The sequence below is a fragment of the Acuticoccus sp. MNP-M23 genome, from assembly GCF_031195445.1.
Taxonomy (GTDB): domain Bacteria; phylum Pseudomonadota; class Alphaproteobacteria; order Rhizobiales; family Amorphaceae; genus Acuticoccus.
The window spans coordinates 2,695,782-2,722,304 of sequence record NZ_CP133480.1; the positions used below are offsets into that span (position 1 = coordinate 2,695,782).

The 26,523-nt window shown below is 65.9% G+C and carries 22 protein-coding genes; 13 read left to right on the plus strand and 9 right to left on the minus strand.

Features of this window, described 5'->3' with window-relative positions:
• Positions 1 to 29: 29 nt before the first annotated feature.
• Positions 30 to 1,358, minus strand: a complete 1,329-nt coding sequence (locus RDV64_RS12485; protein ID WP_309195252.1) for a cytochrome c peroxidase — start codon at positions 1,356 to 1,358, stop codon at positions 30 to 32.
• Between the two features lie 263 nt (positions 1,359 to 1,621).
• On the opposite strand from RDV64_RS12485, the gene RDV64_RS12490 reads away from it, so the two are divergent.
• Complete coding sequence (locus tag RDV64_RS12490) at positions 1,622 to 5,086, plus strand: Ig-like domain-containing protein (protein ID WP_309195254.1); 3,465 nt, start codon at positions 1,622 to 1,624, stop codon at positions 5,084 to 5,086.
• A 70-nt stretch (positions 5,087 to 5,156) separates the two neighbouring features.
• Here RDV64_RS12490 and RDV64_RS12495 read toward each other — a convergent pair whose 3' ends face one another.
• From RDV64_RS12495 to RDV64_RS12525, 7 genes are all read right to left on the minus strand, one after another.
• Entirely contained in the window at positions 5,157 to 6,140 is a 984-nt protein-coding gene (locus tag RDV64_RS12495; RefSeq protein ID WP_309195256.1) for a four-carbon acid sugar kinase family protein, read from the minus strand.
• A 1-nt stretch (position 6,141) separates the two neighbouring features.
• Positions 6,142 to 7,185, minus strand: coding sequence for a DUF475 domain-containing protein (locus tag RDV64_RS12500; RefSeq protein WP_309195257.1), 1,044 nt, complete (start codon positions 7,183 to 7,185; stop codon positions 6,142 to 6,144).
• A 56-nt stretch (positions 7,186 to 7,241) separates the two neighbouring features.
• Positions 7,242 to 8,885, minus strand: a complete 1,644-nt coding sequence (locus RDV64_RS12505) for an ABC transporter ATP-binding protein (RefSeq protein ID WP_309195258.1) — start codon at positions 8,883 to 8,885, stop codon at positions 7,242 to 7,244.
• Positions 8,878 to 9,729: an ABC transporter permease gene (locus RDV64_RS12510; protein WP_375143827.1), complete on the minus strand. Its 852-nt coding sequence runs from the start codon at positions 9,727 to 9,729 to the stop codon at positions 8,878 to 8,880. The genes RDV64_RS12505 and RDV64_RS12510 overlap by 8 nt, the downstream gene beginning before the upstream one ends.
• Before the next feature lie 73 nt (positions 9,730 to 9,802).
• Positions 9,803 to 10,717, minus strand: a complete 915-nt coding sequence (locus RDV64_RS12515) for an ABC transporter permease (RefSeq protein WP_309195260.1) — start codon at positions 10,715 to 10,717, stop codon at positions 9,803 to 9,805.
• 88 nt (positions 10,718 to 10,805) lie between these two features.
• Positions 10,806 to 12,311, minus strand: a complete 1,506-nt coding sequence (locus RDV64_RS12520; RefSeq protein WP_309195261.1) for an ABC transporter substrate-binding protein — start codon at positions 12,309 to 12,311, stop codon at positions 10,806 to 10,808.
• Positions 12,308 to 13,327: a DMT family transporter gene (locus RDV64_RS12525; RefSeq protein ID WP_309199496.1), complete on the minus strand. Its 1,020-nt coding sequence runs from the start codon at positions 13,325 to 13,327 to the stop codon at positions 12,308 to 12,310. Before RDV64_RS12525 ends, RDV64_RS12520 begins: the two co-directional genes overlap by 4 nt.
• Positions 13,328 to 13,567: 240 nt before the next feature.
• On the opposite strand from RDV64_RS12525, the gene RDV64_RS12530 reads away from it, so the two are divergent.
• Genes RDV64_RS12530 through RDV64_RS12545 form a run of 4 tightly spaced genes read left to right on the plus strand, consistent with a single transcriptional unit; the run spans position 13,568 to position 17,788 of the window.
• A complete protein-coding gene (locus tag RDV64_RS12530) occupies positions 13,568 to 14,821 on the plus strand; it encodes an exo-alpha-sialidase (RefSeq protein ID WP_309195262.1) in 1,254 nt (417 codons plus the stop codon).
• Positions 14,818 to 15,768 (plus strand): 4-hydroxythreonine-4-phosphate dehydrogenase PdxA, encoded by a 951-nt coding sequence (gene pdxA, locus RDV64_RS12535; RefSeq protein ID WP_309195263.1) that lies wholly within the window; start codon positions 14,818 to 14,820, stop codon positions 15,766 to 15,768. Before RDV64_RS12530 ends, pdxA begins: the two co-directional genes overlap by 4 nt.
• Positions 15,765 to 16,679 (plus strand): dihydrodipicolinate synthase family protein, encoded by a 915-nt coding sequence (locus RDV64_RS12540; protein WP_309195264.1) that lies wholly within the window; start codon positions 15,765 to 15,767, stop codon positions 16,677 to 16,679. The genes pdxA and RDV64_RS12540 overlap by 4 nt, the downstream gene beginning before the upstream one ends.
• The gene (locus tag RDV64_RS12545) at positions 16,676 to 17,788 is read left to right on the plus strand and encodes an iron-containing alcohol dehydrogenase (protein WP_309195265.1); all 1,113 of its coding nucleotides are present in this window, start codon (positions 16,676 to 16,678) and stop codon (positions 17,786 to 17,788) included. Before RDV64_RS12540 ends, RDV64_RS12545 begins: the two co-directional genes overlap by 4 nt.
• Positions 17,789 to 17,819: 31 nt before the next feature.
• Here RDV64_RS12545 and RDV64_RS12550 read toward each other — a convergent pair whose 3' ends face one another.
• The gene (locus RDV64_RS12550; protein WP_309195266.1) at positions 17,820 to 18,551 is read right to left on the minus strand and encodes a FadR/GntR family transcriptional regulator; all 732 of its coding nucleotides are present in this window, start codon (positions 18,549 to 18,551) and stop codon (positions 17,820 to 17,822) included.
• Positions 18,552 to 18,878: 327 nt separating this feature from the next.
• Between RDV64_RS12550 and RDV64_RS12555 the strand changes: the two genes are divergently transcribed.
• The 8 genes from RDV64_RS12555 (at position 18,879) to RDV64_RS12590 (ending at position 26,488) form a co-directional block, all read left to right on the plus strand.
• A complete protein-coding gene (locus RDV64_RS12555; RefSeq protein ID WP_309195267.1) occupies positions 18,879 to 20,054 on the plus strand; it encodes an ABC transporter substrate-binding protein in 1,176 nt (391 codons plus the stop codon).
• 87 nt (positions 20,055 to 20,141) lie between these two features.
• Entirely contained in the window at positions 20,142 to 20,591 is a 450-nt protein-coding gene (locus RDV64_RS12560; protein WP_309199497.1) for a cupin domain-containing protein, read from the plus strand.
• Positions 20,592 to 20,610: 19 nt separating this feature from the next.
• Positions 20,611 to 21,873, plus strand: coding sequence for a flavin-dependent oxidoreductase (locus RDV64_RS12565; protein ID WP_309195268.1), 1,263 nt, complete (start codon positions 20,611 to 20,613; stop codon positions 21,871 to 21,873).
• Between the two features lie 18 nt (positions 21,874 to 21,891).
• Positions 21,892 to 22,815: a branched-chain amino acid ABC transporter permease gene (locus RDV64_RS12570; RefSeq protein ID WP_309199498.1), complete on the plus strand. Its 924-nt coding sequence runs from the start codon at positions 21,892 to 21,894 to the stop codon at positions 22,813 to 22,815.
• Positions 22,812 to 23,780 (plus strand): branched-chain amino acid ABC transporter permease, encoded by a 969-nt coding sequence (locus RDV64_RS12575; RefSeq protein WP_309195269.1) that lies wholly within the window; start codon positions 22,812 to 22,814, stop codon positions 23,778 to 23,780. Before RDV64_RS12570 ends, RDV64_RS12575 begins: the two co-directional genes overlap by 4 nt.
• Positions 23,777 to 24,529: an ABC transporter ATP-binding protein gene (locus tag RDV64_RS12580; RefSeq protein WP_309195270.1), complete on the plus strand. Its 753-nt coding sequence runs from the start codon at positions 23,777 to 23,779 to the stop codon at positions 24,527 to 24,529. The genes RDV64_RS12575 and RDV64_RS12580 overlap by 4 nt, the downstream gene beginning before the upstream one ends.
• On the plus strand, positions 24,529 to 25,221 hold the full coding sequence (locus RDV64_RS12585; protein ID WP_309195271.1) for an ABC transporter ATP-binding protein: 693 nt from the start codon (positions 24,529 to 24,531) through the stop codon (positions 25,219 to 25,221). Before RDV64_RS12580 ends, RDV64_RS12585 begins: the two co-directional genes overlap by 1 nt.
• Before the next feature lie 76 nt (positions 25,222 to 25,297).
• Positions 25,298 to 26,488 (plus strand): amidohydrolase, encoded by a 1,191-nt coding sequence (locus RDV64_RS12590; RefSeq protein ID WP_309195272.1) that lies wholly within the window; start codon positions 25,298 to 25,300, stop codon positions 26,486 to 26,488.
• The last annotated feature ends 35 nt before the right edge of the window (positions 26,489 to 26,523 follow it).

Sequence of the window (26,523 nt, forward strand, 5' to 3'; positions counted from 1 at the left end):
CCAATCAGCGGCCTGATCGAGCTTCCAACCTAGCGGTCCACCGGCAGCCCGCTGGGGACGCTTTGCGGGATGCCGAGGCGCCCGGCCTTTGCGCTGTCCCCCGTTGCCGTGTTGAGGAAGGCAACCAGAAGGGCGACGTCCCCTGCGGTCAGCGTCACGTCAGGCCGCGCGACGGAGCCCAGCACCATGGCGCGTTCGGCGTCGTCGTCTCGCACCGCAAAATCGTCTGCGCCGGGCAGGGCCGGCAGGACGGCATCCTGCGGCCATGGCGCGTTGCGCGGGGCGGCGTGGTCGGCGATGAAGGCGGCGAGGTCGTCGTGCGCGCCGGCGTGGCCCCATGGGCCGGTGATCGCCACGTTGCGCAGCGGCGGGGTGCGGAACCGGTAGGCATCGGCGGCGCGGCCTGTCACCTCCATCCGCCCTTCGTCGCGCGCATGCCGCTCGAACCGCGCGCCCTTGCCGGGACCGAGCTGCGGTGCACCGGCGGCGTGGAACTGATGGTCGGTCAGAAGCGGCCCGCTGTGGCATTCGCTGCACCCGGCCTTGCCATAGAAGAGGGAAAGTCCGGCCAGAGCGTCGCCGGAGAGGGGCGTCTCGCCGGAGAGATGCCGGTCGAACGGGCTGTCGTCTGACCGCCATTCAACTTCCATGAACGCCGCTATGGCGTTGGACACGTCGGCAAAGCTGATCGGACGTCCAGCGGCGATCTCCGGGTCAGCGGCGGCAAACATCTGGAGGTAGGCGGGGATGGACGAGACGCGCCGCGCAATCAGTGCCCAGGCACCATCCGGGCCGGTGAGGTCGCCCTTGCGCACGGCAACGGATATCTCGTTCTCGCCGTAGTGGCCGGCCATCTCGTCGGGGGAAATGGCCGGGAACATCGTCTGCGCGGCCAGAATGGTGTCGAAGCCCGCAGGCATCTCGCTCTCCAGCGGCGTGCGAAGGCCGGAGGGGCGCGCGGGGTCCACCTCGATCCGCCCGTCGTGGAACAGGTGCACCATTTCGCGGGCGCCAAGGTTGAACAGCGGCTGCGCGTTCCGCGGCACGCGCTGCTCGGGCATGTTGTTTGGGTCGGCCACCCGGTCCGGGCCGAGCCCGATCCCGCCTTCGCCCAGCGACAGCGCGAGCCCGTCGCCGGTGCCGAAGCGCGGGTGATGGCAACTGGCGCAGGCAATGTTGCGGTTTCCGGAGATGACCTTGTCGTAGAACAGAAGCTGTCCGAGCGCGGCTTCGGTCTCATTCACCGGGCGAAAATCCGCATCGCGCAAGGGGCGCGGCAGTTCTGGCGCGGGTGCAGCCTCATCCGCCTGTGCGGTGGTGACGAACGCCGCGAGGCAGAGTGCGAATATGCGGACCATGACGCGGACCATACCGCGCCGAAGTCCCCGGTCAACTTCGTGAAAAACAGTTTCGCGACCGGTTGTAGAGGCGCCGAAGAAACAGCTTTGGGATGAGATTAGATGCTTTGTAGATTGGATCTATAATTCTTCAATACTCAGTATTTCTATTGGAATTGAAGACTTAAATATCCAATATTTGATGAAAATCCAATAACAACTTGCTTTATTGTCTGGGGCATTGGATGGAGCGGCATCGGAATATATGAGCAAGAGAGTCTACAATGTCCGGAGCCACCAATTTTCCCGTTTCTGGCGTCTTGTTGGGCGACCAGGGCGACTCCAGCGTGCCGGGGAGCGACAAGCTCTACCTTCTCGTCGACAACAATGGTGACGGCGATGCGGCGGACGATGGCGAACGGGTGGTCTTCTACGATCAGTCGAACGCCGAAGGGCTGGGGAACGGCAATCCCACCGGCAACATCCTCAACATCGCCCAGGCATCCGACCTGTCGGTCTACTTTGGCGACGGCGACACCGATGCCGTCTACCGCCTGATCGACAACAACAACGATGGCGACGCCAACGACGCCGGCGAGTCGACCGAGTGGTTCTCCGAGGCGAACAATGCCGCAGGCTTCACGCTGCCCACTCCAAACGGCATTGAAGAGGGCGCGGACGGCGCAATCTATATCGTCAACGCGGGCGTCTCCTCTCGCCCGTCCGACGGGATCTACCGCACCGAAGACCTCAACGGCGACGGCGATGCCAATGACGCCGGCGAAGCCACCCTGTGGCTCGACCTCACCGAACTCGTGCCGACATCCTCGCCCTACGACCTCTCCTTCATCGGCGACCGCGGCTATCTGATCGACCCGTCGGGCAGCGCGGAGGATGCCATCTACACCTTCCGCGACGAAGACGGTTCCGGCGCCATCGAGGCCGACGAATTCTCGGTCTTTGCCACCAAGACCCAGACCGGCGCGCCGATCGACTTCACCGCGGCGGCTGATGGCGATTCGATGGTGGTGTGGGAGTGGCTGGACCGTGACGAGGGCGTCAACAGCGTCGTCCGCCTCGAAGACCTCGACGGGTCGGGCGCCATCGACCAGCCGGACGAGACGGTCGAGATCTGGAACACCGACCAGCTTCCGGGCATCTTCGACACGCTGGCGGGCTTCTCCATCGCCGCCAGCGGTGACGGGCAGATTGCGCTGACCTCCAACGATTCCGGCGCATCCGGCGACAACGTCTACCTCCTGACCGACCGCAACGGCGACGGCGACTATTTCGACACCGGCGAGACCAACGTCCTGGCCTCCCGCGCGTTCGACGAGGATACGCTCGCCCGCCCGCGCTCGGTGGAATTTTACGAAGGTGCGGTGCAGCCGGCGAACATCACCGCCAGCGCCGGCAACCACTTCTCGATCTTCCTCGATACCGAAACCAACACCGTCTATGGCGCCGGCGAAAACCTGTACGGCCAGCTCGGCCAGGGCGGCCCCGGCTTTGATGTGAACACCCCCGTGCCGCTGGAAATGCCGGACGGTTTCAACGAAACCATCGTGTCGGTCTCGGCCGGGATGCTGCACGGCTCGCTACTGACCGAAAGCGGCGACGTCTATGTCTGGGGTTTCGGCAACACCGGGCGCCTCGGGCTGGGCGACCAGGAAAACCGCTTTGCCGCAACCAAACTCACCGGCGTGCTGGATGACGCCAATGTGGTCATCGTCGAAAACGGCAACGGCGTATCCTTCGCCATCACCGACACCGGCGATCTGTACGGCTGGGGCCAGAACACCAGCGGCCAGCTCGGCCTCGGCGATGAAGTGAACCGCTACGAGCCGGCAAAGATCGATATTGACGGCAAGACGGTGGTGTCCGTCTCATCCGGCACCTCGCACACGCTGGTGCTGACGTCGGACGGCGCGGTCTACGGCTTCGGCGGCAACCGCGATGGCGAGGCCGATCCGGACGCGCTGGAAGGCCCCGGCGATCCGGTCAACGAGATCCTGACGCCGCAGCTGGTCGAAGGATTGCCGGACGACATCGTTTCGGTCACGGCAGACACCTCCACCTCATTCGCCGTCACGTCGGACGGCCGGGTGTTCGGCTGGGGCGAGAATGAGTTCGGCCAGCTCTTCGTGGGTGACGACAATGGCGATGGCACCTTCACCCGCACCGATTACAAGGTTCTGGAGCCGCGCGAACTGACCGAGCTGCCCGATGACGTGATCGACGTGAAGGCGGGTGGACGCTGGGCCGTGGCGCTGACCGATGACGGCGACGTCTTCATGTGGGGGCGGAACGATGACGGGCCCAGCGGCGGCCTTGACGGAGACCCGGATGCCACCTCGGATGCCTTCTTCTATCCGGTGGAGATTGCGGCGCTGGACGATGTGAACATCGTCTCCATTGCAAACGGCCCGAACAGCATCCTTGCCACTGGCGAAGACGGGACGGTGTACGCCTTCGGCCTCAACGGTGACGGGCGCCTCGGCGTGGATACCGGCGGGGCCACCGTGTTCGATCCCGTCATCGTCGACTTCAACACGGCGGACGACGTGCCGGTCCTGTTGACCGCGACGCCTTCGCTCAACGGGCGCGACGTTGCCGCCAACACAGCGGTGAGCCTCACCTACACCGAGGATGTGTTTGCCGCCGAAGGCACGATCCGCATCGTCAACCGCAATGACCCGGACGACGTGATCACCGTCGACGTGAGCGACCGCAAGGCCGTCTCCATCGATGGCGATACCGTGACCATCGAGCCCGGCGTGACCTTCGCGCTCGATACCGCGTACGCCGTGCAGATCACCGACGGCGCCTTTGTGGATGCCGACGGGCAGGCCGCCGCGGGGATCGCGAATGACGATCTCAGCACCTACCGCTTCACGATCGGCGAGGAGGCTATTGCCGATGGCCAGAAGCTGAATGCCGACGGTGATACGCTGCTGCGCGGGACCGCGGGGCAAGACACGCTGCATGGCGATGACGCCGGCAACATGATGCACGGCGATGCGGGCGAGGACATGCTCATCGGCTACGGCGGCACCGATTCCCTTTATGGCGGTGACAACAACGACCTCATCGGCGGCAAGGGCGGCAACGACGCGATCTATGGCCAGGCCGGCAATGACGATCTGCGCGGGGGCGGCGGCAATGACACCATCCGCGGCGGTGCCGGGAACGACGATATCAATGGCGGCGCCGGCAACGACAGCGTTGCAGGCCAGGCCGGCGAGGACCTGATCTTCGGCGTGGGCGGCGACGACCGGATCAACGGCGGCGACGGCAACGACAAGCTCAATGGCGGTGCCGGCAACGACACGCTGAACGGCCAGAATGGCGACGATGTCGTGAACGGCGGCGCAGGCCACGACTTCGTTCTCGGCCGCGATGGTGACGACAATCTTTCAGGCGGTGGAGGCGATGACATCGTGCGGGGTGGCGCTGGCGACGATACGCTGAGCGGCGATGGCGGCAACGACCTCCTGATCGGCGACGGCGGGGACGACATCTTCATCTTCCGCAACGGTGCCGATGCCGGCAACGACAAGGTGAACGGCAATTTTGACGGCGAAGACATCATCGCGCTGCACAATTCCGGCTTCGACAGCTTCGAGGCGCTGCAGTCGGTGATGGCCGATGTGGGCGACAACGTGGAGATCACGCTGGGCAGCAACACGCTGACCGTGCTGGGCACCGACCTTGCCGCGCTCGATGCGTCGGACTTCATCTTCGCCTGAGTGCGAAGGCGCCCGGAGGGGTCTGATCAGGGCGGTGCCTCCGGGTGCCGCCCTTTTTCTCGTGGGTGCGCTATGGCGCGGCGGCCTTGCGGGCAATGTCCGAAAGCAGCGATGGTCCGCCAAAGCCGCCTGACTTGGTGAGAAGGGTGAACGGCCCGGCCGACGAAACCGGCACGCCCGGCAGCGCCTCGCCATGAAGTTCCAGAATGTCGATCCCGAGGATCGCAAGGATGGCGTTGGCGGTCTCCCCGCCACAGGCCAGAACCGTTGCAGGGCAGGTCGCGCGGATGGCGGCAGCAACATCTGCGGCGAAACGCATGCCGCTCGCCGCCACGTCTTCCGCCACGGCCGACGTCTGCCGCATCAGGCTGACCCCCGCGCACGGTTCGCCGGCGGTGCCCAGCAACTTGTCGATCTGCTCCATGGTGACCGGATCGCGCGAGCCGATGGCAAACAGGATCGGCTCGCCAAAGGGCGGGGCGGCGGGCGGGGTGGCGGCCATGTCTTCGGCCAGCGCCAGCGAAAGGCCTGCCGCGCCCACCAGCAGAGCATCGCCCGCCCGTGCCACAACTTGGTCGAGGTCCGCCTGCACGGTGGCATCGCACACCTCGACCGTCTGGCTGCAGGCGGCGAAGGCGGGCGCGACCCGGATGGGGCGGTCGACGCCGGCGCCGGTGACGGCGCCATTTTCAACGGTGCGGCCCAGAAGGGGCACAGCGGGGCAGACAAGCGCGCGGTCCATGCCGAACGCGCGCGCAAGCGCGTCGGTCTCGGCCGCCACATGGCCCTTGAGGCGCGAATCCACCTTCTTGAAGACGCGCTGCGGGTGAAGGCTGGCGGCGGCGACAGCGTCAATGGCGCGGCGGGCGTCCGCCACGGTGCCTTCGCGCGAGGCGGTGCTGACCGCCACGATCTGGGCGTCCGCCGGCAAGGCGGAAAGGGCGCCCGGATGGCGGGCGACGGCGGTTTTCAGGCCGCGGGCTGCAAAGGCTGCTGCGCTGTCCAGCGCGCCGGTGAGATCGTCCGCGACGATGAGGAGGCGCGGACGGCCCAACCTATTCGGCGGCGTAGCGGCGGTTGAACCGCACGGAGGAGACCAGCGAAAGTCCGATCATTCCGGCGCCAATCAGCCCGGTGATGACCTCCGGCACATGGACGATGCTCTGGAGGTACATGATCACCGAGAGGACGAAGATCGAGTAAAACGCGCCGTGCTCGAGGTAGCGGAACTGGCGCAACGTCTGCCGCTGGACGAGCATGATGGTCATGGAGCGGACATAGACCGCGCCGATCCCGAGGCCGATGGCGATGAGGAAGAGGTTCTGCGTCAGCGCAAAGGCCCCGATCACACCGTCGAAGCTGAACGAGGCGTCCAGCACTTCGAGGTAGAGGAAGGCGCCCAGGCCGCCGACGCGGGCGGTGTCGCGCGCCGCCTGCTTGGCGTCCAGCACATGGCCCAGCGTGTCGACGGCGTTGAACACCACCAGGCCGAGGGCTGCGGCGAACATGAAGTCGTAGGCATCGGAATCGGGCAGAAGCAGCGTGAACACCAGCATGGCGCAAAGGACCACGCCATAGGCCATGCCGCGGACGGAGGCGCAGCGGCGAAGGCGCGATTCCACCCGCTTCAGCCAGTCGATTTCTTTTTCTTCGTCAATGAAATAGCAAAGCGCGACCATCATCAGGAACGTGCCGCCGAAGGCTGCAATGGACACGTGTGCGTCGGCGATGATGGCGGCGTACTGGGCCGGCTCGTAGGCGGCGAGGCGGATGGCCTCGATGGGGCCGATCTTGGCTGCGATGGCAACCACCGCCAGCGGGAAGATGATGCGCATCCCGAACACGGCGATGAGGATGCCCCAGGTGAGGAAGCGGCGCTGCCAGACCTCGCTCATTTCCTTCAGCTTGTTGGCGTTCACGATCGCATTGTCGAACGACAGCGAGATCTCCAGCACCGCCAGCACGCTGCCCACCAGCAGGAACGATACCGCACCGCCGAGGTTGCCGGTGGTGTTGTAGCCCAGCCAGAATGCCAGGATCAGGCCGAGCGCGGTCACGCACAGCGGAAAGGTGAGGTCGCGAAGCATCGACCGCGTCATCTGGATACTCCCGTACTATCCGCGCGTTGCCGCGGGAAGGTGTTGCAACGCGCAGATCAGGCGGCACTCGCGGCATTCGTCCGGCCGGCGTCCCGATCGGCGCGGCGGGTGGCCTGCACATCGGGGTCCGGGTCGAGACTGGCGGCAAGAAGGGCCTGTGTGTAAGGCACCTGCGGGTTTTCGAAGATTTCCCGCACGGTGCCGGTCTCCACGATCTCGCCGTCCTTCATCACGATGACCCGGTCGGCGAAGTCGCGTACCACCGGTAGATCGTGTGCGATGAACATGAAAGCAATCCCCAATTCACGCCGGAGCCGGTCAAGCAGTTTGATGACCTGGGCCTGAATGGACACGTCGAGCGACGAAACCGCCTCGTCGCATACGATAAGCTCGGGCTCCATCGCAAGCGCACGGGCAATGGCGATGCGCTGGCGCTGGCCGCCGGAGAACTGGTGCGGGTAGCGGTCCATATGCTCCGGGCCGAGCCCCACCTGCACCAAAAGCTCCTCCACCCGTGCCTTCCAGCGCGCCTTCGGCAAGATCTCGCGGTGGATGACGAAGGCTTCCGACACGATCTGGAACACGCTCATCCGCGGATTGAGCGACTGGGTGGGGTCCTGAAACACCATCTGCATGGCGCGGCGCACCTTCTGCATCTCCCCTCCGGATTTTTCGAACAGATTGCTGCCATGCCACAGCGCACGGCCGCCGGTCGGCTCCTCCAGCTGCAGCAGCGTGCGGGCAAGGGTGGACTTGCCCGAGCCGCTCTCGCCGACGATGGCAAGCGTTTCGCCTGCCATCATCTCGAACGAGACGCCCTTCAGCGCATCGAAGCCGCCATAGGATTTGCGCATGTCCTCCACCACCAGGATGGGGGCATTGGCGCTCTGCGGTTCGTGCAGCGCGCCCTGTCCCGGCACGGCCCCCACGAGCGCCCTTGTGTAGGGATGCTTTGGCGCATGGTAGATCTGGTGCGCCGTGCCTTTCTCGACCGCCTCGCCCTTGGACATGACCACCACGCGGTCGGCGACCTCCGCCACCACGCCAAGGTCGTGGGTGATGAGGAGGAGGCCCATGCCGGTTTCGGCCTGCAACTCTTCCAGAAGCGCCAGAACGTCGGCCTGCACGGTCACGTCCAGCGCCGTGGTGGGCTCGTCCGCAATCAGGATGTCGGCCTTCAGCGCAAGCGCCATGGCAATCATGATCCGCTGGCGCTGCCCGCCCGAAAACTGGTGCGGAAATTTCCGCATCGCCCGCTTGTCGGTGATGCCGACGCGGCGCAGGAGCTCCGTGGCGCGGGCCTTTGCGTCGGCGCGCGACATGTCGTGGGCGGTCATCGCTTCCACAATCTGCCAGCCGATGGGGTAGACCGGGTTGAGGTGGCTGAACGGGTCCTGGAAGATCATGGCAATGCGGCGACCGTTGATTTCCCGGCGCGCCTCATCGTCCATCTTCAGAAGGTCCTTGCCGTCGAACAGGATCTCGCCGCTGACGATTTCAGCCGGCGGACAGTCGATCAGGTTCATGATCGCCGAGGCGGAGACCGATTTGCCGGAACCGCTTTCGCCCAGGATCGCCAGCGTTTCGCCGCGGTCCAGATGCCAGCTCACGCCCTTGACGGCATCCACCGTCTGCCCGGCGGCGTGGAAGCGGACGGAGAGGTCGCGAACCTCAAGAAGGTGGGAGTCGGGCTCAGGCATTGCGGCCACCCTCCAGACGCCAGCGCTGCGTGGGATCAAGCGCAATGCGCAGCCAGTTCGAGACGAGGTTGAGCGACAGCGTGGTGAGGATGATCGCAAGGCCGGGCCAGAAGGCGAGCCACCACGCGTTGGTGAGATAGGCACGGCCCTGGCTCACCATCAGCCCCCACGTGATTTCCGGCGGCTGGATGCCGATGCCCAGAAACGAAAGCGCGGACTCGGCGAGCATCACGAACGCGAAATCCAGCGTCGCGATGGTCATCAGCGTCGGCACGGTGACGGGGAGGAGGTGGCGCAGGATGATCCGCCCGGAGGAGGCGCCCATCACCCTGGCCGCCTGCACGAACATCCGCTCCTTGATTTCCAGCACTTCGGCGCGGGTGGTGCGCAGGTAGATCGGAATGCGGGTGATGGCGAGGACGATGATGAGGTTGGCCACCGAAGGCGCCAGCGCATAAAGCACGACCACGGCCAGAAGCAGCGACGGAAACGACATGATGACGTCGGCGAGCCGCATGATGACCGCGCCGGTGCGCTTGCCGGCGTAGCCTGCCACAAGGCCAAGCCCCGTGCCGATGATGAGGGCGGCGACCACGGCGCCGGCGGCAATCATCATCGTGTTCTGTGCCGCGACGATGATGCGCGCCAGAAGCGGCCGGCCGAGCGCGTCGCCGCCGAGAATGAACAGCCACCCCCGCTCCAGCTCGAACGGTGCGGCATTGCGCGCGCGCAAATTCTGCTGCGAGGCCGCGTCGCCGAGGAGCAGCGGGCCGAGAAGCGCGCAAAGGACGACGATCAGCAGGAAGGAGGCTGCGCAGAAGGCGAACTTGTCGCGCCACAGCATGGAGATGGTGCGCACCAGCGGGTTGCGGCGGGGCGCGATAACGGGGGTCTGGGCATCGAGGATGGCCATGGGGTCAGGTCCTGATGCGTGGATCGAGCGCGGCGTAGGCGAGGTCGATCAGGAAATTCATCACGAAGATCGCGACGGCGGTGACGGTGATGGCGGCAAGGATGACGTTGAAGTCCCGCTGGAGGATGGAATCGATCATCAGCTTGCCGACGCCAGGGAAGCCGAAAATGGTTTCCACCACCACAGCGCCGTTGAGGAGCGAGGCTGCCTGATCGCCGATCACGGTGATGACCGGCAGCATCGCGTTGCGCAGCGCATGGACGAACACGATGGACTTGTTCTTCACGCCCTTGGCACGCGCGGTCTTGACGTAGGCGGCGTTGAGGGCGGTGATCATCGAACCGCGGACGACCTGCACGATGAGGCCGAACGGGCGCAGGAACAGCACCCCCACCGGCAGCACCCAGTGAAGCGGTGAGCCGGTGCCGGAGGTGGGCACCCAGCCGAGCACCACCGCGAACACCACAATGGAGACGATGGCGATCCAGAAGTCCGGCGCGCTGGCGCCGACGAGCGAGAAGAAGGTCGCCAGCCGGTCGAACACACCGCCGACATTGAAGGCGGCGAGCGAGCCGATGAGAATTGCGCACAAGGTGACCAGCGTCATGGTGATGACGGCGAGCTGGAGCGTCCACGTGAACGCTTCGAGCACCACGTTGAGGGCAGGCTCGGCGCGGCGGATGGACTCGCCGAAGTCGAGCCGGATCACGTCGCCGAAATAGTGCAGAAACTGGACGTAAAGCGGATCGTTGAACCCGTGCAGTTCGCGAAACCGCTCACGGCTTTCCAGCGATGCGTCGATCGGCAGGAAAAGCGCCGTGGGGTCACCCGTCAGCCGCGACAGGAAGAACACCAGGACGATCAGGCCGACCAGAGAAATGGCGCTGGCGAACACGCGCCGGGCCAGAAACGCGCCCATCAATCACCTCGATCAGACCACCGGCATGGCGCCGGGCTTTGCAAACGGGAAGCCCGCGCCGGATGCCGGCGCGGGCTGAGGGTCAGTCCTACTTGAAGCTGATCTGAGACAGCTGCAGTTCGGAATTGGTGCGGATGGTGGGCTTGAAGTCGATCGTGTCGCTGACGCGGCTGAAGCCGACCATGTGGAAGAGCATGATGTCGGAAATCACGTCTTCCTGCAGGTAGGCGAACAGCTCCGACCAGAGGGCGGCGCGCTCGTCACCTGTGGCAGCGGTCGCCTTGGTGATCAGCTCGTCCACCTTGGGGTCCTCGATGGCGGACTGGAGCCCGTCCGAGTGGTACTTGAAGTACATCGAGAACACCGGGTCGCCGTTGGCATTGTCGTGCATGGCGGTGAACAGCTGCGGCTTGCGGTCTTCGGCGAAGGGCTTGGAGTAGATGTCGATCCACTCGGCCACTTCGTACATCTGCAGGTCGATGTTGAAGCCGACGTCCTGCAGCATGGACTGGATGGCTTCCAGCGTTTCCAGCACGTTGCCGAAATTGTTGGTCCGGCCGATCAGTTCGATCTCAGCGCCGGTGTCGACGCCATCGGCCTTGGCCTCTTCGAGCAGCGTGCGGGCACGGTCGGGGTCGTAGGCGTAGGGCTTGATGTCCGGGTTGGAACCCAGCGTGGTCGGCACGTTGATGGCGCTGGCAAGCTCGGTGCCGTCGGGCATGATGGTGCCGAGGAAGGCCTCGCGGTCGATGGCAAGGTTGAGCGCTTCACGCACGCGCTTGTCGTCCAGCGGCGGGTTGCCGACGTCGATGCGGATATAGACGGTCTCCGAGTTGGGGTAGGAGAAGTCCGTGTCCGGGTTGGTGGCGTCCTGCACCGAAATGTTGGGCGCGATTTCCGCCTCGCCGGTCTCCACCATTGCTGCGCGCACGGCGCTGTCGGCGCGGAACACATAGGTGGCGCCGGTCACTTCGGGCGACTGCGCCCACCAGTCGTTGTTGGCGGAGAGCTTGATATTCTGCCCGCGATTATACTCGTCGAACGTGTAGGGGCCGGTGCCGACCGGGGTCGTCACGTAGCTGTCCATCGGTGCGTCTTCCGGCACAACGGTCAGCGTGGACATCAGGAGCGGCAGGATCGGCTGCGGCGGGTCGACGGTCACGTCGAGGGTGGTGTCATCGACGACGTTGGTGGTCAGCTCCATGCCGCCAAAATATTTTGCGCCGATCTCGCACACCAGCGCATCGTTGTTGATGGTGCGGGCGATGGAGTGGGCGACGTCCGCTGCGGTGAAGTCGCTGCCGTCGGAAAATTTCACGCCTTCGCGCAGGTTGAAGCGCCAGGTGCCGTCGCCCCTGTCTTCCCAGCTTGTGGCAAGCCGGGGCTGAAGGCCTTCGCCGGGCACCAGCTCGGTGACGGTTTCGGCAATGTTTTGCAGGACCACGCGGCCGATGTTCGACTGGGACGCCATGCAGGGGTCGACCAGCTCAAGCTCTTCGGACAGCACGATGGTGACGTTGCGGTCCTGCGCGTAGGCAGTGCCCGCGGTGAGCGCGAGCACCGCGCCGACCGCAGTCATTGTCAGACTTCTCATTCCTCGGTTTCCTCCCGGTTGATCGTGGCGGCGTTTTTTGTGCCGCTTCTTGTGTCCGGCGTGGTTCCGTCCGGAACCTCCGCCAATTCGACATCCGCCAATCGAACTGTGCCGACGGGCGGAGTGCAAGTGTTATTCGCCCCGCGGTTGCGCGAACTTCTTGCAACGAGCGCGGTGGTGAGAAGGATCAGGCCCGCGCCGATCCATGTCGTCAGCTGCACGTCCTCGCCGAACAGGACGTAGGCCAGCAAGGCCACGAACGGCAGGCGCATGAAGTCGAAAGGCGCGACGAAGCTGGCGGGCGCCATCGACACGGCGAGCGTGATCAGCGTCATGTTCAGGGCGCCGAATGCGCCCTGCATCATCAAGAGGCCCAGGATCGGCCAGGACGGCGTGGTCCACACGAACAGGGCAGGGATGATCGCCAGCGGGACGGAGAGAATGAGGTTCCACGCCACCAGCGTGAATGCGCTCTCGTCCGCCGACATCCGCTTCAGGATCACCACGATGGTGGCCTGCAAAAGCATGCCGATCACCGCGAGCCAGATCGCCGGCGGAATGCCGTGGGCGCCGGGGTCGAGGATGATGATCACCCCGATGAAGCCGATGGGCAGCGCCAGCGCCCGCAGCCGGCCCACCTTTTCGCCGAGGATCAGCCAGGCGCCCAGCGTGACGAAGATCGGCACCGCAAACGCAATGGCCGTCACCTCCGCCAGCGGCGCGTGCGCAAGCGCCGCAAAGAACGCAACCAGCGAGAGAAGCTTGAGCCCGGCCCGCAGCGCATGCAGCGGCAGGCGCGTGGTGGTGAGGTTGTGCCTGCGCGCCAGGATCCACGGCATCACCACAATGAGGCCGAACAGCGCCCGGAAAAAGCCGATGGCAAACGGATGCACCTCGACCGCGACGACGCGGACGATCGCGGCGTCCACGGCGTTGAACGCTGCGGCCAGCGTCATCAGCGCGGCAGCGATCAGGTGAGCATGGCCGGCTGTGGACTGCCCCGCGCGCCATGCCATCACGCCAGGGGCTCCCCGTTGCGGGTGTAAACATGGCTTGAAGGATGCTCATGGGGTCGATAATTTGTCAACGTATAACCTTGAGGCGTGTTTTCGAAGGGCGTGGATTCATTTTAGTGCATTGTTTTTTATGATGATATTTCAGAATATCGGCTGTGGCCGGTTTGTTTTCTGAATTCATACAACTTGACAAGTTGTCTACGGGGCGGGAGGCTGAGGACCTTGTGGAAGAGCACGACGATGGCGGACGACACACGATTTTGGGCTGGAAACGCGCCGCCGTCACCCCAGGCCATTGCGGCGGCCATGTCGTGCCGGCTGGCGCCGGGCGACGGCGGGGTGCTTTCGGCATTGCTGCCCTCGCCGCAGGTGCAAAATCACGCACCGTTTGTGGCCGAACTCCCCGGCGGGGACTGCCTGTGCCTGTGGTTTGCCGGCAGCCTGGAAGGCGCCCGTGACATTGCCATCCATGGCGCCATCCTGCCCCTCGGGTCGGACCGGTTCGGCCCCACTGTCGCCATCACCGACGATCCGGTCCGCTCCGAGCAGAACCCCTTGCTGGTGATCGGCCGGACGGGCGGCCTCCACCTCATCAACACCGCGCAACCCTCCGGCCATCAGGACCGCTGCGCCCTGCGCCACCGCCGCCTCGCCGTCGACGGCACGGCAATCACTGCATCGGAGGCGCGCGACCTGCCACTGCCGCGCGGAACCTTCGTGCGCAGCCCGGTCCATGTGGGCGAGGACGGCCGCTGGCTGATCCCCCTGTTCCGCTGCAACCCTGCGCCGGGCGAGGCGTGGACGGGCCGGTACGACACGGCCGCCGTCGGCATCAGCCGCGACGAGGGGGCGACAATCGAGATTGTGGACGTGCCGGGATCGGTGGGCTGCGTCCACATGGCCATCGTGGCAGACGGCGACCATCTGGCGGCCTTTTTCCGGCGCCGGCAAGCCGATTGGATCCACCGCAGCGAAAGCGTCGACGGCGGGGCGAGCTGGTCCGTTCCCGCTTCGACGGATTGTCCGAACAACAATTCGTCCCTGTCGGCCATTGCGTTGGCGGACGGGCGGATCGCCATCGCCTCCAATCCGACGAGCGCCAGCGAGCACTCCGCCCGCCGCGCCTCGCTTTATGACGAGCTGGACGGCGACGATGCGGCCGCAGGCGAAGACGAAGCCCCGGCCGCGGTGCGTCCGCGCGAGGCCTGCACGCCCGTCTGGGGCATTCCGCGGGCGCCGCTGTCGATCAGCGTTTCGGCGGACGGCGGGCGCACCTTTCCCCTGCGGCGCGTGGTGGAAGACGGCCCCGGCACCTGCCTCACCAACAATTCGCTGGATGGGCAAAACCACGAACTGTCCTATCCCTCTTTGGTGCAGCGGGCGGACGGCGGGCTTGATCTCGCCTACACGTTCCACCGCAGGGCCATCAAATTCACGCGCCTTCCCGCCGGCTGGATCGACGGGGAAACGCGCGGCGGGGAGAGCGACGCATGACTGAAATTCTGGGCATCACCATGGGAGACCCGGCGGGGGTCGGCCCGGAGATCACCGTCAAGGCACTGGCCGAGATGTCGGCGGGGGACCGCGCCAACACCCGCGTGTTCGGCAATCGCGCCACGCTGGATGCTGCGCAGGACGCGGCCGGCACGGCGGTCGATCTGGGCGGGATGGTCCACGACATCGAAATCGAGGGCGGACCGCTGCCCTTCGGCAAGATTTCCCCGGCGGCGGGCGATGCGGCGTTCCGCTTCATCGAGGCGGCCATCCGTGCGGCGGAGCGGGGCGATATCGCGTGCATCGTGACGGCGCCCATCAACAAGGGGGCGCTGAATGCGGCCGGTCACCACTATGACGGCCACACCGGGCTCCTGCGCGAGCTGACCGGGGCGGACGCGGCATACATGCTGCTGGCGTCCGAGCGGCTGAAGGTGATCCACGTCTCCACCCACGTTTCGCTGCGTGATGCCATCGGCCGTGCAACACCGGAGCGGGTGCTGTCCACCATCCGCGCCGGCAACGCGCACCTCAAGCGGATCGGCATCGAAGCGCCGCGCATCGCTGTCGCCGGCATCAACCCCCACTGCGGCGAAGACGGCCTGTTCGGCCGCGAGGACGATGACCAGATTGCCCCGGCCGTCTCCACCGCCCGCGGCGAGGGGATCGACGTCAAGGGCCCGATTTCGGCAGATACCGTGTTTCACCGCGCCTATCAGGGCGCGTTCGATCTCGTGGTCGCGCAATATCACGACCAGGGGCACATCCCCATCAAGCTCGTCGCGTTCGACACGGCGGTCAACGTGTCGGTGGGGCTGCCCATCGACCGCACGTCCGTCGACCACGGCACCGCGTTTGACATTGCCGGCACCGGCAAGGCCAACCACGGCAACATGATGTCGGCGCTGGCCTATGCGCGCCGTCTTGCGAAAGGCCCCAAAGCATGACCACCCCATCGCTCGCCGGGGTCTACAGTGCCGCCACAACGCCGGTAACGGCCAGCGGCGCGCCCGACACCGGGCGTTTTGCCGAGCATTGCAAGGCGCTGCTGGCCGAGGGCTGCCACGGCATCGCGCTTCTGGGCACCACAGGCGAGGCAAACTCGTTCGGCCTCAACGAGCGGCAGGAGCTTCTGGACAGCGTTGTTGCGGCCGGGATCGATCCGGCACGGCTGATGCCGGGCACCGGCACCGCAAACCTTCCCGACACGGTGGCGCTGACCCGCCATGCGGTGGCAGCGGGCGTTGCGGCGGTGGTGATGCTGCCGCCATTTTACTACAAGGGCGTGAGCGACGAGGGCGTGCTGCGCGCCTACTGCGAAACCATCGAGGCGGTGGGCGATGCGCGGCTGAAGGTGGTGCTTTACCACATCCCCCAGATGTCCGGCGTGACGATCAGCCCTGCCATCATCGAGGCGCTGCTGAAGCGCTATCCGGACACTGTGGTCGGCATCAAGGATTCAGCCGGCGACATTGACCGGATGCGCGAGATCATCGCTGCGTTTCCGGGGTTCCAGCTCTTTGCCGGAGCCGATCCGTTGCTCCTTCCGGTGTTGCAGGCGGGCGGGGCGGGCTGCATCACGGCCACCTCCAATCTGGTTGCCGCCGCGCTGCGCACCGTCTTCGACAATCACGCCGACCCCGCCGCGTCCGCCGCGGTGGATGCTGCGCAGGCGCACATTGTGGCAATGCGCACCCTCACCAACGCCTATGTGCAGATCCCCACGGTGAAGGCGATGGTCGCCCGCCGCCGCGGTGCGCCGGAGTGGACCAACGTGCGTGCCCCGCTGCTGCCGCTGACCGAGGCCGAACGCGCGGACGTGGAAACGCAAATGGCTGCACTGGAGCAAGCACGATGAGCATGAGCCAACCCATCACCCTGCACCAGCCGCGCCGCGTCGAGATCGGAGCCGGCAAGGGCAGGCTGATCGGCGAGTGGGCGGCTACGTTCGACGGCCCGGTGCTCGTCATCTCCGGCAAGAGCACCGCGCGCCTTGCGGGCGAACTCGGCCTCGGCAGCGCCGCTATCTTCGACGGCGTTCTGCCGGAGCCCGAAACCGGCGTGCTGGATGCAGCGCTCGAAATGGCGCGCGAGGTGAGGCCCGCCGCAATTGTCGGGCTTGGCGGCGGTTCGCCGATGGACGTTGCCAAGCTGGTTGCCGCCATGTGGGACGGCACGCAGACCATCGAGGACGTTTCCGGCAACGACAAGGTCAAGGGTCGCAACACCGCGCTGGCGCAGGTGCCGACCACGGCGGGAACCGGCTCGGAGGCCGGCATTCGCGCGCTGGTCACCAACCCGGACACCCACGCCAAGATTGCCGTCGGCAGCGCCCACATGATTGCAGATCTCGCAGTGCTGGACCCGGTGCTGACCCACTCGGTGCCGCCGGCAATCACGGCGGCCACAGGCGTCGATGCGCTGGCCCACTGCGTGGAGGCGTTCACCAGCCTCAAGTCCCACGATCTGGTGGACGATTTCGCCCGGCGCGGGATGGCGCTGGTCGGCCGCTATCTCGCCCGTGCCGTGGCCGATGGCAGCGACACCGAAGCGCGCGCCGGCATGATGCTGGCAAGCTTTTATGGCGGGGTCTGCCTTGGCCCGGTCAACACCGCAGCGGGGCATGCGCTGGCCTATCCGCTCGGAACCCGGCTTGGCATGGCGCACGGGCTCGCCAACGCAATCATCTTCCCGCACGTGCTGGCGTTCAACCAGCAGGCCGTGCCGGAAAAGACGGCCGAGATTGCAACGGCGCTCGGCATTCCCGCCGGCACCGACGTTCTGGCCGGCGCGCGTGAATGGTGCGAAAGCCTTGGTGTGGAGATGCGCATGTCCGCCCATGGCGCAAAGGCCGGCGATCTGCCCGCATGGGCCGAGGAAGCCCACGCCATCCGCCGCCTGATGGACAACAACCCCCGCGACATGAGTGCCGACGACGTTCTCGCCATCTACCGCGCCGCCGGCTGACCGGGCGACGGGATCGCGCACTGGCGCTGCCTCAGGGCGCACCGCCATTGCGCTGGCTTTCGAACAGCCGTGCCCGCGAATGCTCAAGATGGCCGCGCATCAGTTTGGCGGCCAGATCGGCGTCCCCGCGCGCAACCGCCTCGAAGATCGCCTGATGCTCGGCAAACACATGGCCGAGCCCGTCGGCCCGCGCCTTCAGCGACAGGCCATGAAGCTGCATGCCCACCGCAATATGGCTTTCCAGTGAGGCCATTGCTGTGGCGTAGTAGGGGTTGGTGGATGCCCTTGCGATGGCAAGGTGGAAGGAAAAATCCGCATCTTCGCGGTGGCGGCTGGTGTGGGTCGCCTCGCGCATCAGGTTGAGCGCGCGCTCCACGTCGGCCAGTGCCGCCTCGGTGTGGGAGAGGGCCGCCCGCGCCGCTGCCGCAGGCTCCACCGTGATGCGGAACTCGTAGCAGTCCGACAGGTCGGCGAGGTTTTCCAGCTCGCCGAAGCCGAGCGGTTCGCGCACGCCCGTTGCGCGCACGAAGCTGCCGGCCCCCTGCCGGGAATAGATCAGCCCCTTTTCGCGCAGGCGCCGCAGCGCATCGCGGATCACCGGACGCGAGACCTCGAATTCGGCTGCAAGCGCATGTTCGGGCGGCAACCGCTCGTCTGCGTCGTAGGCGCCGGACTTGATGGCCCGCTGGAGGTGGCCGAACACCGTTTCGCCGAGGCGGCGGCGTGGCGGCCGCGCCTCCCTCTGGCTTGGTTGTTCGGTCATGGTTGCTGTCAAACCCTCCGGGCGTGCACCGCCGTTCTGCGGCGTGGTGGCCTTGCCGAATATGCCCAATCCGGAGCCTGCGAAGCAAGCAGACTGCGGCCTCCGGATGCGTGAAACTGCAATCGGGCGGCAGGACTTCCGCGCGGTGGGCAACGCAGCACGCCGCAGCCCGATTTTTGCTGCATTGCACAATCAAGCGGCACGATCATTGTCGGTGCACTGATGTATTGATGGAAGATGTTTTATGTGTAAACTATCTGCCGAAACACCTTGCGCAGTCCTTTGTGCGGGGCAGTCACACCGATGACCGTAGAGAAGGGCCTCACAATGCGAACAACCTCAATCAAGGCGCTGGCGCTTCTGGCCGCGACAGCGCTCTCGGCACCCGCCTTCGCGCAGGACGCGGATCCGTTGAAGATCGGCTTCATCGTCACGCTCAGCGGCCCGGCCGCCGTGCTCGGCGAGCAGGCGCGCAACGGCTTTCTCCTTGCCGCGGAAGATCTGGGCGAGAAATTCGGCGGCGTCGCCACCGAAGTGATCGTGGTCGACGACGAGCAGAAGCCGGACGTTGCCGTCAACAAGGTGAAAGAGCTGATCGAACGCGACGATGTGGACTTCGTGGTCGGTCCGATCTTCTCCAACATCCTCCAGGCGATCCAGCCGCCGGTGACATCCGCCGGCAAGTTCCTGATCAGCCCCAATGCCGGCACGTCCAACTTTGCCGGCGCGGAATGCAACCCCAACTTTTTCGTGACATCCTACCAGAACGACCAGGTGCACGAGGTTCTGGGCAAGTACGCGCAGGATCAGGGCTACACCAACGTCTTCCTGATGGCGCCGAACTATCAGGCCGGCAAGGATTCGCTGGCGGGCTTCAAGCATTCCTACACCGGCGGCACGGCCGGCGAGGTTTTCACCACCCTCGGCCAGCTGGATTTTTCGGCTGAACTTGCGCAGATCGCAGCCTTCCAGCCGGACGCGGTGTTCACCTTCATGCCGGGCGGCATGGGTGTGAACCTCGTCAAGCAGTACCGCCAGGCGGGGCTGGACGGCATCCCGTTCCTGTCCGCCTTCACGGTGGATGAAAGCACGCTGCCGGCAACACAGGACGCCGCGCTCGGTCTCTTCGGCGGGGCCAACTGGGCGCCCGACCTCGACGTGCCGAAGAACAAGGAGTTCGTCGCAGCATACGAGGCAAAGTACGGCGCAGTGCCCGGCACCTACGCCATGCAGGCCTATGATGCGGCGCAGATGATCAACGCTGCCGTCGCGTCCGTCGATGGCGACCTTGATAATACTGACGGCATCCGCGAAGGGCTGAAAGCGGCCGACTTCGATTCGCTTCGCGGCGAGTTCAAGATCGGCGCCAACCACTACCCGGTGCAGGACTTCTACCTGGTGAAGGCCATCAAGCGCGACGACGGCAAGTACCAGACGTCCATCGTCGAGAAGATCTTCGACGATTACACCGACAACTACGTCGACCAGTGCGAGATGCAGTAGCGCCAGTACACGACCACTGACCCAAGCGACGGCCGGACCCGCCAAAGGGTCCGGCCACCGAATTCGAGAAGAGGAAAGCCCGTGAAGATGTTGCCGGGTATCACGCGCGCGGGCGACGGAATGGACAGCATCAGCTGGAACATTCTGGGCCAGACCTACGTCCCCAAACAGGTCTCCAGCGACTCCATGTCGTGGCACGCGACGCTCCCGCAAGGCACCTTCGTGCCGCCCCACATCCACCCGACGCAGGACGAGTTCCTCTACATTCTCGAAGGCCGGTTCGACTTCGTGCTCGACGGTCGCGAGGATTTTGCCGAGCCCGGCGATCTCGTCCGCCTGCCGATGGGAATCCCGCACGGCATCTTCAACAAGGGCGATCAGACCATCAAATGCCTGTTCTGGGTCGCGCCCACCGGGCGGCTGTTCGACCTGTTCTGGGCCTTGCACAATCTCGGCCCCAAGGCGGACCCGGCCGCGGTGGTCGCCACGTCCGCCAAGCACGAGGTGGACTTCCTGCCGCCGCCGGACGCGGAATGACCGGCCGGGAGGTTTCGCCATGCATGTGATCATCGCAGGCGCCGGGATCGGCGGCCTCACCACCGCGTTGATGCTGCACCAGCGCGGCATTCGCGTCACCCTTTACGAGCACGCAACACGGGTGCGCGAGGTGGGTGTCGGCATCAACACGCTGCCCCACGCCATCCGCGAGCTGGCCGACCTCGGCCTGCTGCCGGCACTCGATGCGGTTGGCGTGCGCACGCGCGAACTGTTCTATCTCAACAAGCAGGGTCAGGAAGTCTGGCGCGAGCTGCGCGGCATCGATGCCGGCCACCCCGTTCCGCAATTCTCCATACATCGGGGCCGCCTGCAACGGGTGATCCACGATGCGGTGATCGAGCGGCTGGGGGCGGATGCCATTGTCACCGGCGCGTCTCTTGCCGGCTTCATGCAGGACGAAGGCGGCGTGACGGCGCACTTCACCGACAGTGCAAAGGGCGGCGCTGCCCGCACCGTGCGCGGCGATGTGCTGATCTGCGCCGATGGCATCCATTCGGCCGGCCGCCGCGCCTTTTATCCGGACGAGGGCGCACCCCACTGGAACGGCGTTGCCATGTGGCGCGGCGCGACCGAGTGGCCCGTATGGCGCGACGGCCAGTCCATGGCGATCGGCGGCGGCATGGGCGGCAAGTTCGTCCTCTACCCCATCGCTCCGGCCAGCGGCGGCCGGCAGCTGATGAACTGGGTGGTCAACATCCGCGTTGCGCCGGACGGCTCAAGCCCGCCGACCCGCGAGAGTTGGTCGCGACCCGCCAACCGCGCCGACGTTCTGCCCCATTCCACCCGCTTCCACGTGCCGGGCTGCGACATCGCCGCGCTGGTGGAAGCCACCGAGCAGATTTTCGAATACCCCATGTGCGACCGCGATCCGCTGCCGCGCTGGACCTTCGGCCGTGTCACGCTTCTGGGCGACGCGGCACACCCCATGTATCCCGTCGGCTCCAACGGCGCGTCCCAGGCAATCCTCGATGCACGGGCGCTGGCCGATGCGCTGGCCTTTGCCGAGCACCCCCGTCAGGCGCTCTATGTCTACGAAAAGGACCGGTTGCCGAAGACCGCCGAAATCGTCCGCCTCAACCGCAAGGGCGGCCCGGAGCGGGTGATCGACGAGGCCGAAAAGCGCTCCCCCAAGGGTTTCGACGCCATTGACGAGGTGATGACCAGGGCTGAGCGAGAGGATATTGTGGGCACCTACGCTGGCAAGGCAGGCTTTTCGGTGGCGGGGCTCGCGGCGCGCCACGGCATGGCGCGGGGCCGCTAGGGTGGGTGCTTCGCGATGATGAACCTCTTCCTGCTGCAGACGCTGAACGGGATCCAGTTCGGCATCCTGCTCTTTCTGGTGGCCGCTGGTCTCACGCTGATCTTCGGCACCATGGACCTCATCAATCTGGCGCACGGCGCCATGTACATGGTCGGCGCCTACGTCACCGCGACGGTTGCCGCCGTCACCGGCAGCCCGGTGCTGGCCATCGTGCTGACGATCCCCGCGATGTTTGCCATCGGCATCATCCTGGAGGTGGTGCTGTTCCGCTTCCTTTATGCGCGAAGTCACCTCGATCAGGTGCTCGCCACCTTCGGCCTCATTCTGGTGCTGACCGAGGGGGTCAAGATGATCTGGGGCGCAGCGCCGCTGAGCGTGCCGGTGCCCGAACTCCTGTCCGGCTCCATTCCGCTCATCGGCAACATGCGCTTTCCCGTCTACCGGCTGGCGATCATTGCGGCGGGGCTTTTCACGGCGCTGGGGCTCTACATTCTCGTCAACCACACCCGCATCGGAATGCTGCTGCGCGCAGGGGCGACCGATGGCGCGATGGTGTCGGCGCTTGGCGTCAATATCCGCCGCATCTTCATGGTGGTGTTCGGCATCGGGGCGATGCTGGCGGGCTTTGCCGGCGCCATGGTCGCGCCCATCCTTTCGGTCGGGCCGGGGATGGGGGAATCCATCCTCATCCTTACATTCGTGGTCATCGTCATCGGCGGCGTCGGCTCGGTGCGCGGCGCGTTCGTGGCGGCCATCCTCGTCGGCTGTGTCGATACGCTGGGCCGGATGTTCGGGCCGATGATCCTGAAATCCGTGATGGACCCGGCCGCTGCCGGGCAGGCGGGCCGGGTGCTGGCGCCGATGCTCATCTACATCCTTATGGCGCTTGTGCTGGTGATCCGTCCGGCCGGGCTGTTCGGTGCCAAGGGCAGCGGCTCGTGAGCGGGGCCGCACCGCGCCTCGTCACAGGATCCCGACTTGCCGCGCTCGGCATCTTCGGGGCCTTTGCGCTCCTGCCGCTGGTGGCGGTGCTGACAGACGACATGTTCCTTCTGGTCATCGCCAGCCGGATCATGATCTTTGCGCTGGCCGCCATCGCGCTCGACCTCATCCTCGGCTACGGCGCCATGGTGTCGTTCGGCCACGCGGCATTTTTCGGGATCGGCGCCTATGCGGTGGCGATCCTGACCAAGAACGGCATCACCGACATTGTGCTGCAGACGCTGGCCGGCGCTGTGGCGGCGGCGTTGTTCGCCCTTGTCACCGGCGCGCTCTCACTGCGCACCAGGGGCGTCTACTTCATCATGATCACGCTGGCGTTCGGGCAGATGGCGTTCTTCTTCGCCGTGTCGCTGTCGGCGTATGGCGGCGACGACGGGTTTTCGCTGGGCGGCCGCTCCAGCCTCTTCGGCACGGACCTGCCCAGCAACGACGTTGCGTTCTTCTATCTCGTCCTGGTGGTGCTGGTGCTCGCCTACGTGCTTTTGCGCCGCATCGTGGCTTCGCGCTTTGGCCGGGTCCTGCGGGGCACGCGCGAAAATCCGGTGCGGATGGGGGCCATCGGCTTTGCCACCTATCCCTACCGGCTGACCGCCTACGTTATCTCCGGGGCGCTCACCTCGGTCGCCGGCGTGCTACTTGCCAACCAGATCGAGTTCGTCGCGCCCGCCTTCATGACGTGGCACAGGTCGGGCGAACTCATCGTGATGGTGGTGCTGGGCGGGATGGGCACCCTCATCGGGCCGGTCGCCGGTGCCACCATCTTCATCCTCCTGGAGGAGTGGCTGGCCGCCTTCTCCCAGCACTGGAAGCTCGGCTTCGGCATCATCCTCATCCTGTTCGTCCTGTTCGGCCGGGGCGGGCTCGCCGGCCTTGCCCGCAAGCTGACCGGGGGCGCGAAACCATGAGCGAGCCGCTCCTGTCCGTCCGGCACCTGCGCAAGTCCTTCGGCTCCCTTGCCGTCACCGACGATCTGTCGCTGGAGGTGGCGCCGGGCGAGATCCACGCCATCATCGGCCCCAACGGCGCGGGCAAGACGACGCTGATCCACCAGCTTTCCGGCGGCATGAAGTCCGACAGCGGCAAGGTGTTCTTCGGCGGCGAGGATATCACCCACCTTTCCATGCCCCAGCGCGTGCATCGGGGGCTGGCGCGCTCGTTCCAGATCACGTCCGTTCTTGCCGGCTTTTCGGTGCTGGAGAACGTGGCGCTGGCTGCGCAGGCGCGCGCAGGGTCCAGCTTTCGCTTCTTCCGGCCGGCAGCGCGCGAAGCTGCCCTCAACGAAGCGGCCATGGAAGCGCTGGAAAAGGTCCACATCGCCGACCGGGCGGACCGCATCGCAGGCTCTCTCTCGCACGGCGAAAAGCGCCAGCTGGAAATCGCCATCGCCTACGCCACCGGCGCAAGGATGCTGCTGCTCGACGAGCCGCTGGCCGGCACCGGCCACGAGGAGGGCGAAGTGCTGGTGGACCTGATGCGCACCCTCAAGGCGACTCACACGCTGGTCCTCATCGAGCACGACATGAGCGCGGTGTTCTCGCTGGCCGACACGCTCAGCGTCCTTGTCTACGGCCGGGTGATTGCCAGCGGCGTCCCCGAAACCGTGCGGGCCATGCCCGAAGTGCGCAGCGCCTATCTCGGCGAGGAGGCGGTCTGATGCTTGAGGTGGAAGGGCTTGAAGCCGCCTACGGCGATTCGCGCATCCTGTTCGGTGTCGATCTTTCGGTTGCGCCCGGCGAAGTGGTGACGCTGCTGGGCCGCAACGGCATGGGCAAGACCACCACGATCAACGCCATCTTCGGCCTCATCAAGCCGCGCGGCGGGCGCGTTGTGGTCGGCGGCGAAAACCTTGCCGGGCGCCCGTCTCACGTGATTGCGCAAAAGGGGCTCGGGCTGGTTCCCGAGGGACGGCGCGTGTTCCCCACGCTGTCGGTGGAAGAAAACCTTCTGGCGACCCGCCGCGGCGATCCGGCCCGGTGGACGCTGGACACAGTCTACGGCCTGTTTCCGCGGCTGAGGGAGCGGCGGCGCAACCTAGGCAACCAGCTTTCGGGCGGGGAGCAGCAGATGCTTGCCATCGGCCGGGCACTGATGACCAACCCGCGCCTGATGGTGCTGGACGAGGCGACCGAAGGCCTTGCCCCGCTGATCCGCGAGGAAATCTGGGCCTGCCTTCAGCGACTGAAGGCGGAGGGCGAATCCATTCTCGTCATCGACAAGAATGTCGATGCGCTGGTGCGCTTTGCCGACCGGCACGTGGTGATGGAAAAGGGCCGTGTGGTATGGCGCGGCACATCGGATGAGCTGCGGGCAGCGCCCGACATCAAGGACCGCTTCCTCAACGTCTGACGCGCCCTACACTGGAATTCAGTTTCTCTGGCGGATCGGGCAGCCACCGCCGAACCTTTCTGCCGAGGATCCCGCGATGCGTCCCACCCTGCTTTCCGACGTTGTTCTCGCCGATGGCCGTAACGTCGATATCCGCATCGAGAGCGGCCGGATTGCTGCCATCACCGAGGCCTCGTCCACACCGCCGGTCACCGGCGATGAAACGCACATCGAATGCGGCGGACGACTCATCGCGCCAAGCTTCTGCGACGGCCACATCCACCTCGACAAGACGTTTGCGGGAATGCCGTTCGTCCCCCACCGCCGGGGGACCACGGTGGAGGCGCGGATCGAGGCGGAAAAAGAGATCCGGCGCGAAATGACCGTCCCTGTGTTCGACCGGGGCAGCCATCTCCTGCGCAGGATAATCGGCTTGGGCACCGGCACGCTGCGCACCCATGTGGACATCGACACCGAGATCGGCCTTGCGAACCTCCATGAGGTGCTGGCGCTGAAGGAGGCGTTCGCCGAAATGGTCGACATGCAGGTGGTGGCGTTCCCGCAAAGCGGCATCCTGCGCGACCCCGGCGTTGCCGACCTCCTGAGCGCCGCGCTGGAGGAGGGCGCGACCCATGTGGGCGGGCTCGACCCCGTGGGCATCGATGGCGACATGAACGCCCCGCTCGATGTGGTCTTCGCGCTGGCCGAGCGCCACGGCGCCGGTATCGACATTCACCTCCACGACGGGGGCGGCGCCGGCCTTGCCCAGCTGCGCGAGATTGCCAGGCGCACGCGGGAGGCCGGACTATCCGGCCAGGTGGTGGTGAGCCACGCCTTTGCGCTGGGCGATGCGCACGAGATTGGCCCCACCGTCGACGCGCTGGCGGCAGGCGGCGTCGCGATCCTCACGAACGGGCCGGGCCGGGCGCTGATGCCGCCGGTCTGCGCGCTGTGGGAGGCCGGCGTGCCGGTTCTCGCTGGCTCCGACAATATTCGCGATGCCTGGAGCCCCTACGGCAATGGCGACATGCTGAAGCGGGCCATGGTGATCGGCTATCGCCAGGGCATGAACGCCGATGACGAACTGGCGCTTCTGTTCGAGACGATCACCCGCCACACCCCGGAGAGGCTGGGGTTTGAGGCCAGAGGCATTGTCGACGGCGCCGATGCCGATCTGGTGGTTATCGATACCACGGAGGTTCAGGACGCGGTGGCCGATCATCCGGCCCGCCCCCTTGTCATGAAGCGCGGCCGCATTGTTGCGGAAAATGGCGTGTTCGCCGGCTGACGAGGCGCGCGTCTTGCATGGGGGAAACCCCTGTG

Excerpts from the sequence above, each read along its gene's own strand:
- RDV64_RS12510 (WP_375143827.1), bottom strand. The coding sequence starts at position 9,729 with ATGCTGTGGCGCGACAAGTTCGCCTTCTGCGCAGCCTCCTTCCTGCTG.
- RDV64_RS12565 (WP_309195268.1), top strand. The coding sequence starts at position 20,611 with ATGCATGTGATCATCGCAGGCGCCGGGATCGGCGGCCTCACCACCGCG.
- RDV64_RS12505 (WP_309195258.1), bottom strand. The coding sequence starts at position 8,885 with ATGCCTGAGCCCGACTCCCACCTTCTTGAGGTTCGCGACCTCTCCGTC.
- RDV64_RS12520 (WP_309195261.1), bottom strand. The coding sequence starts at position 12,311 with ATGAGAAGTCTGACAATGACTGCGGTCGGCGCGGTGCTCGCGCTCACC.
- RDV64_RS12490 (WP_309195254.1), top strand. The coding sequence starts at position 1,622 with ATGTCCGGAGCCACCAATTTTCCCGTTTCTGGCGTCTTGTTGGGCGAC.
- RDV64_RS12550 (WP_309195266.1), bottom strand. The coding sequence starts at position 18,551 with ATGACCGAACAACCAAGCCAGAGGGAGGCGCGGCCGCCACGCCGCCGC.
- RDV64_RS12500 (WP_309195257.1), bottom strand. The coding sequence starts at position 7,185 with ATGACGCGGTCGATGCTTCGCGACCTCACCTTTCCGCTGTGCGTGACC.
- RDV64_RS12580 (WP_309195270.1), top strand. The coding sequence starts at position 23,777 with ATGAGCGAGCCGCTCCTGTCCGTCCGGCACCTGCGCAAGTCCTTCGGC.
- RDV64_RS12570 (WP_309199498.1), top strand. The coding sequence starts at position 21,892 with ATGAACCTCTTCCTGCTGCAGACGCTGAACGGGATCCAGTTCGGCATC.
- RDV64_RS12545 (WP_309195265.1), top strand. The coding sequence starts at position 16,676 with ATGAGCATGAGCCAACCCATCACCCTGCACCAGCCGCGCCGCGTCGAG.
- RDV64_RS12485 (WP_309195252.1), bottom strand. The coding sequence starts at position 1,358 with ATGGTCCGCATATTCGCACTCTGCCTCGCGGCGTTCGTCACCACCGCA.
- RDV64_RS12585 (WP_309195271.1), top strand. The coding sequence starts at position 24,529 with ATGCTTGAGGTGGAAGGGCTTGAAGCCGCCTACGGCGATTCGCGCATC.
- RDV64_RS12560 (WP_309199497.1), top strand. The coding sequence starts at position 20,142 with ATGTTGCCGGGTATCACGCGCGCGGGCGACGGAATGGACAGCATCAGC.
- pdxA (WP_309195263.1), top strand. The coding sequence starts at position 14,818 with ATGACTGAAATTCTGGGCATCACCATGGGAGACCCGGCGGGGGTCGGC.
- RDV64_RS12540 (WP_309195264.1), top strand. The coding sequence starts at position 15,765 with ATGACCACCCCATCGCTCGCCGGGGTCTACAGTGCCGCCACAACGCCG.
- RDV64_RS12515 (WP_309195260.1), bottom strand. The coding sequence starts at position 10,717 with ATGGGCGCGTTTCTGGCCCGGCGCGTGTTCGCCAGCGCCATTTCTCTG.
- RDV64_RS12555 (WP_309195267.1), top strand. The coding sequence starts at position 18,879 with ATGCGAACAACCTCAATCAAGGCGCTGGCGCTTCTGGCCGCGACAGCG.
- RDV64_RS12525 (WP_309199496.1), bottom strand. The coding sequence starts at position 13,327 with ATGGCATGGCGCGCGGGGCAGTCCACAGCCGGCCATGCTCACCTGATC.
- RDV64_RS12530 (WP_309195262.1), top strand. The coding sequence starts at position 13,568 with ATGGCGGACGACACACGATTTTGGGCTGGAAACGCGCCGCCGTCACCC.
- RDV64_RS12590 (WP_309195272.1), top strand. The coding sequence starts at position 25,298 with ATGCGTCCCACCCTGCTTTCCGACGTTGTTCTCGCCGATGGCCGTAAC.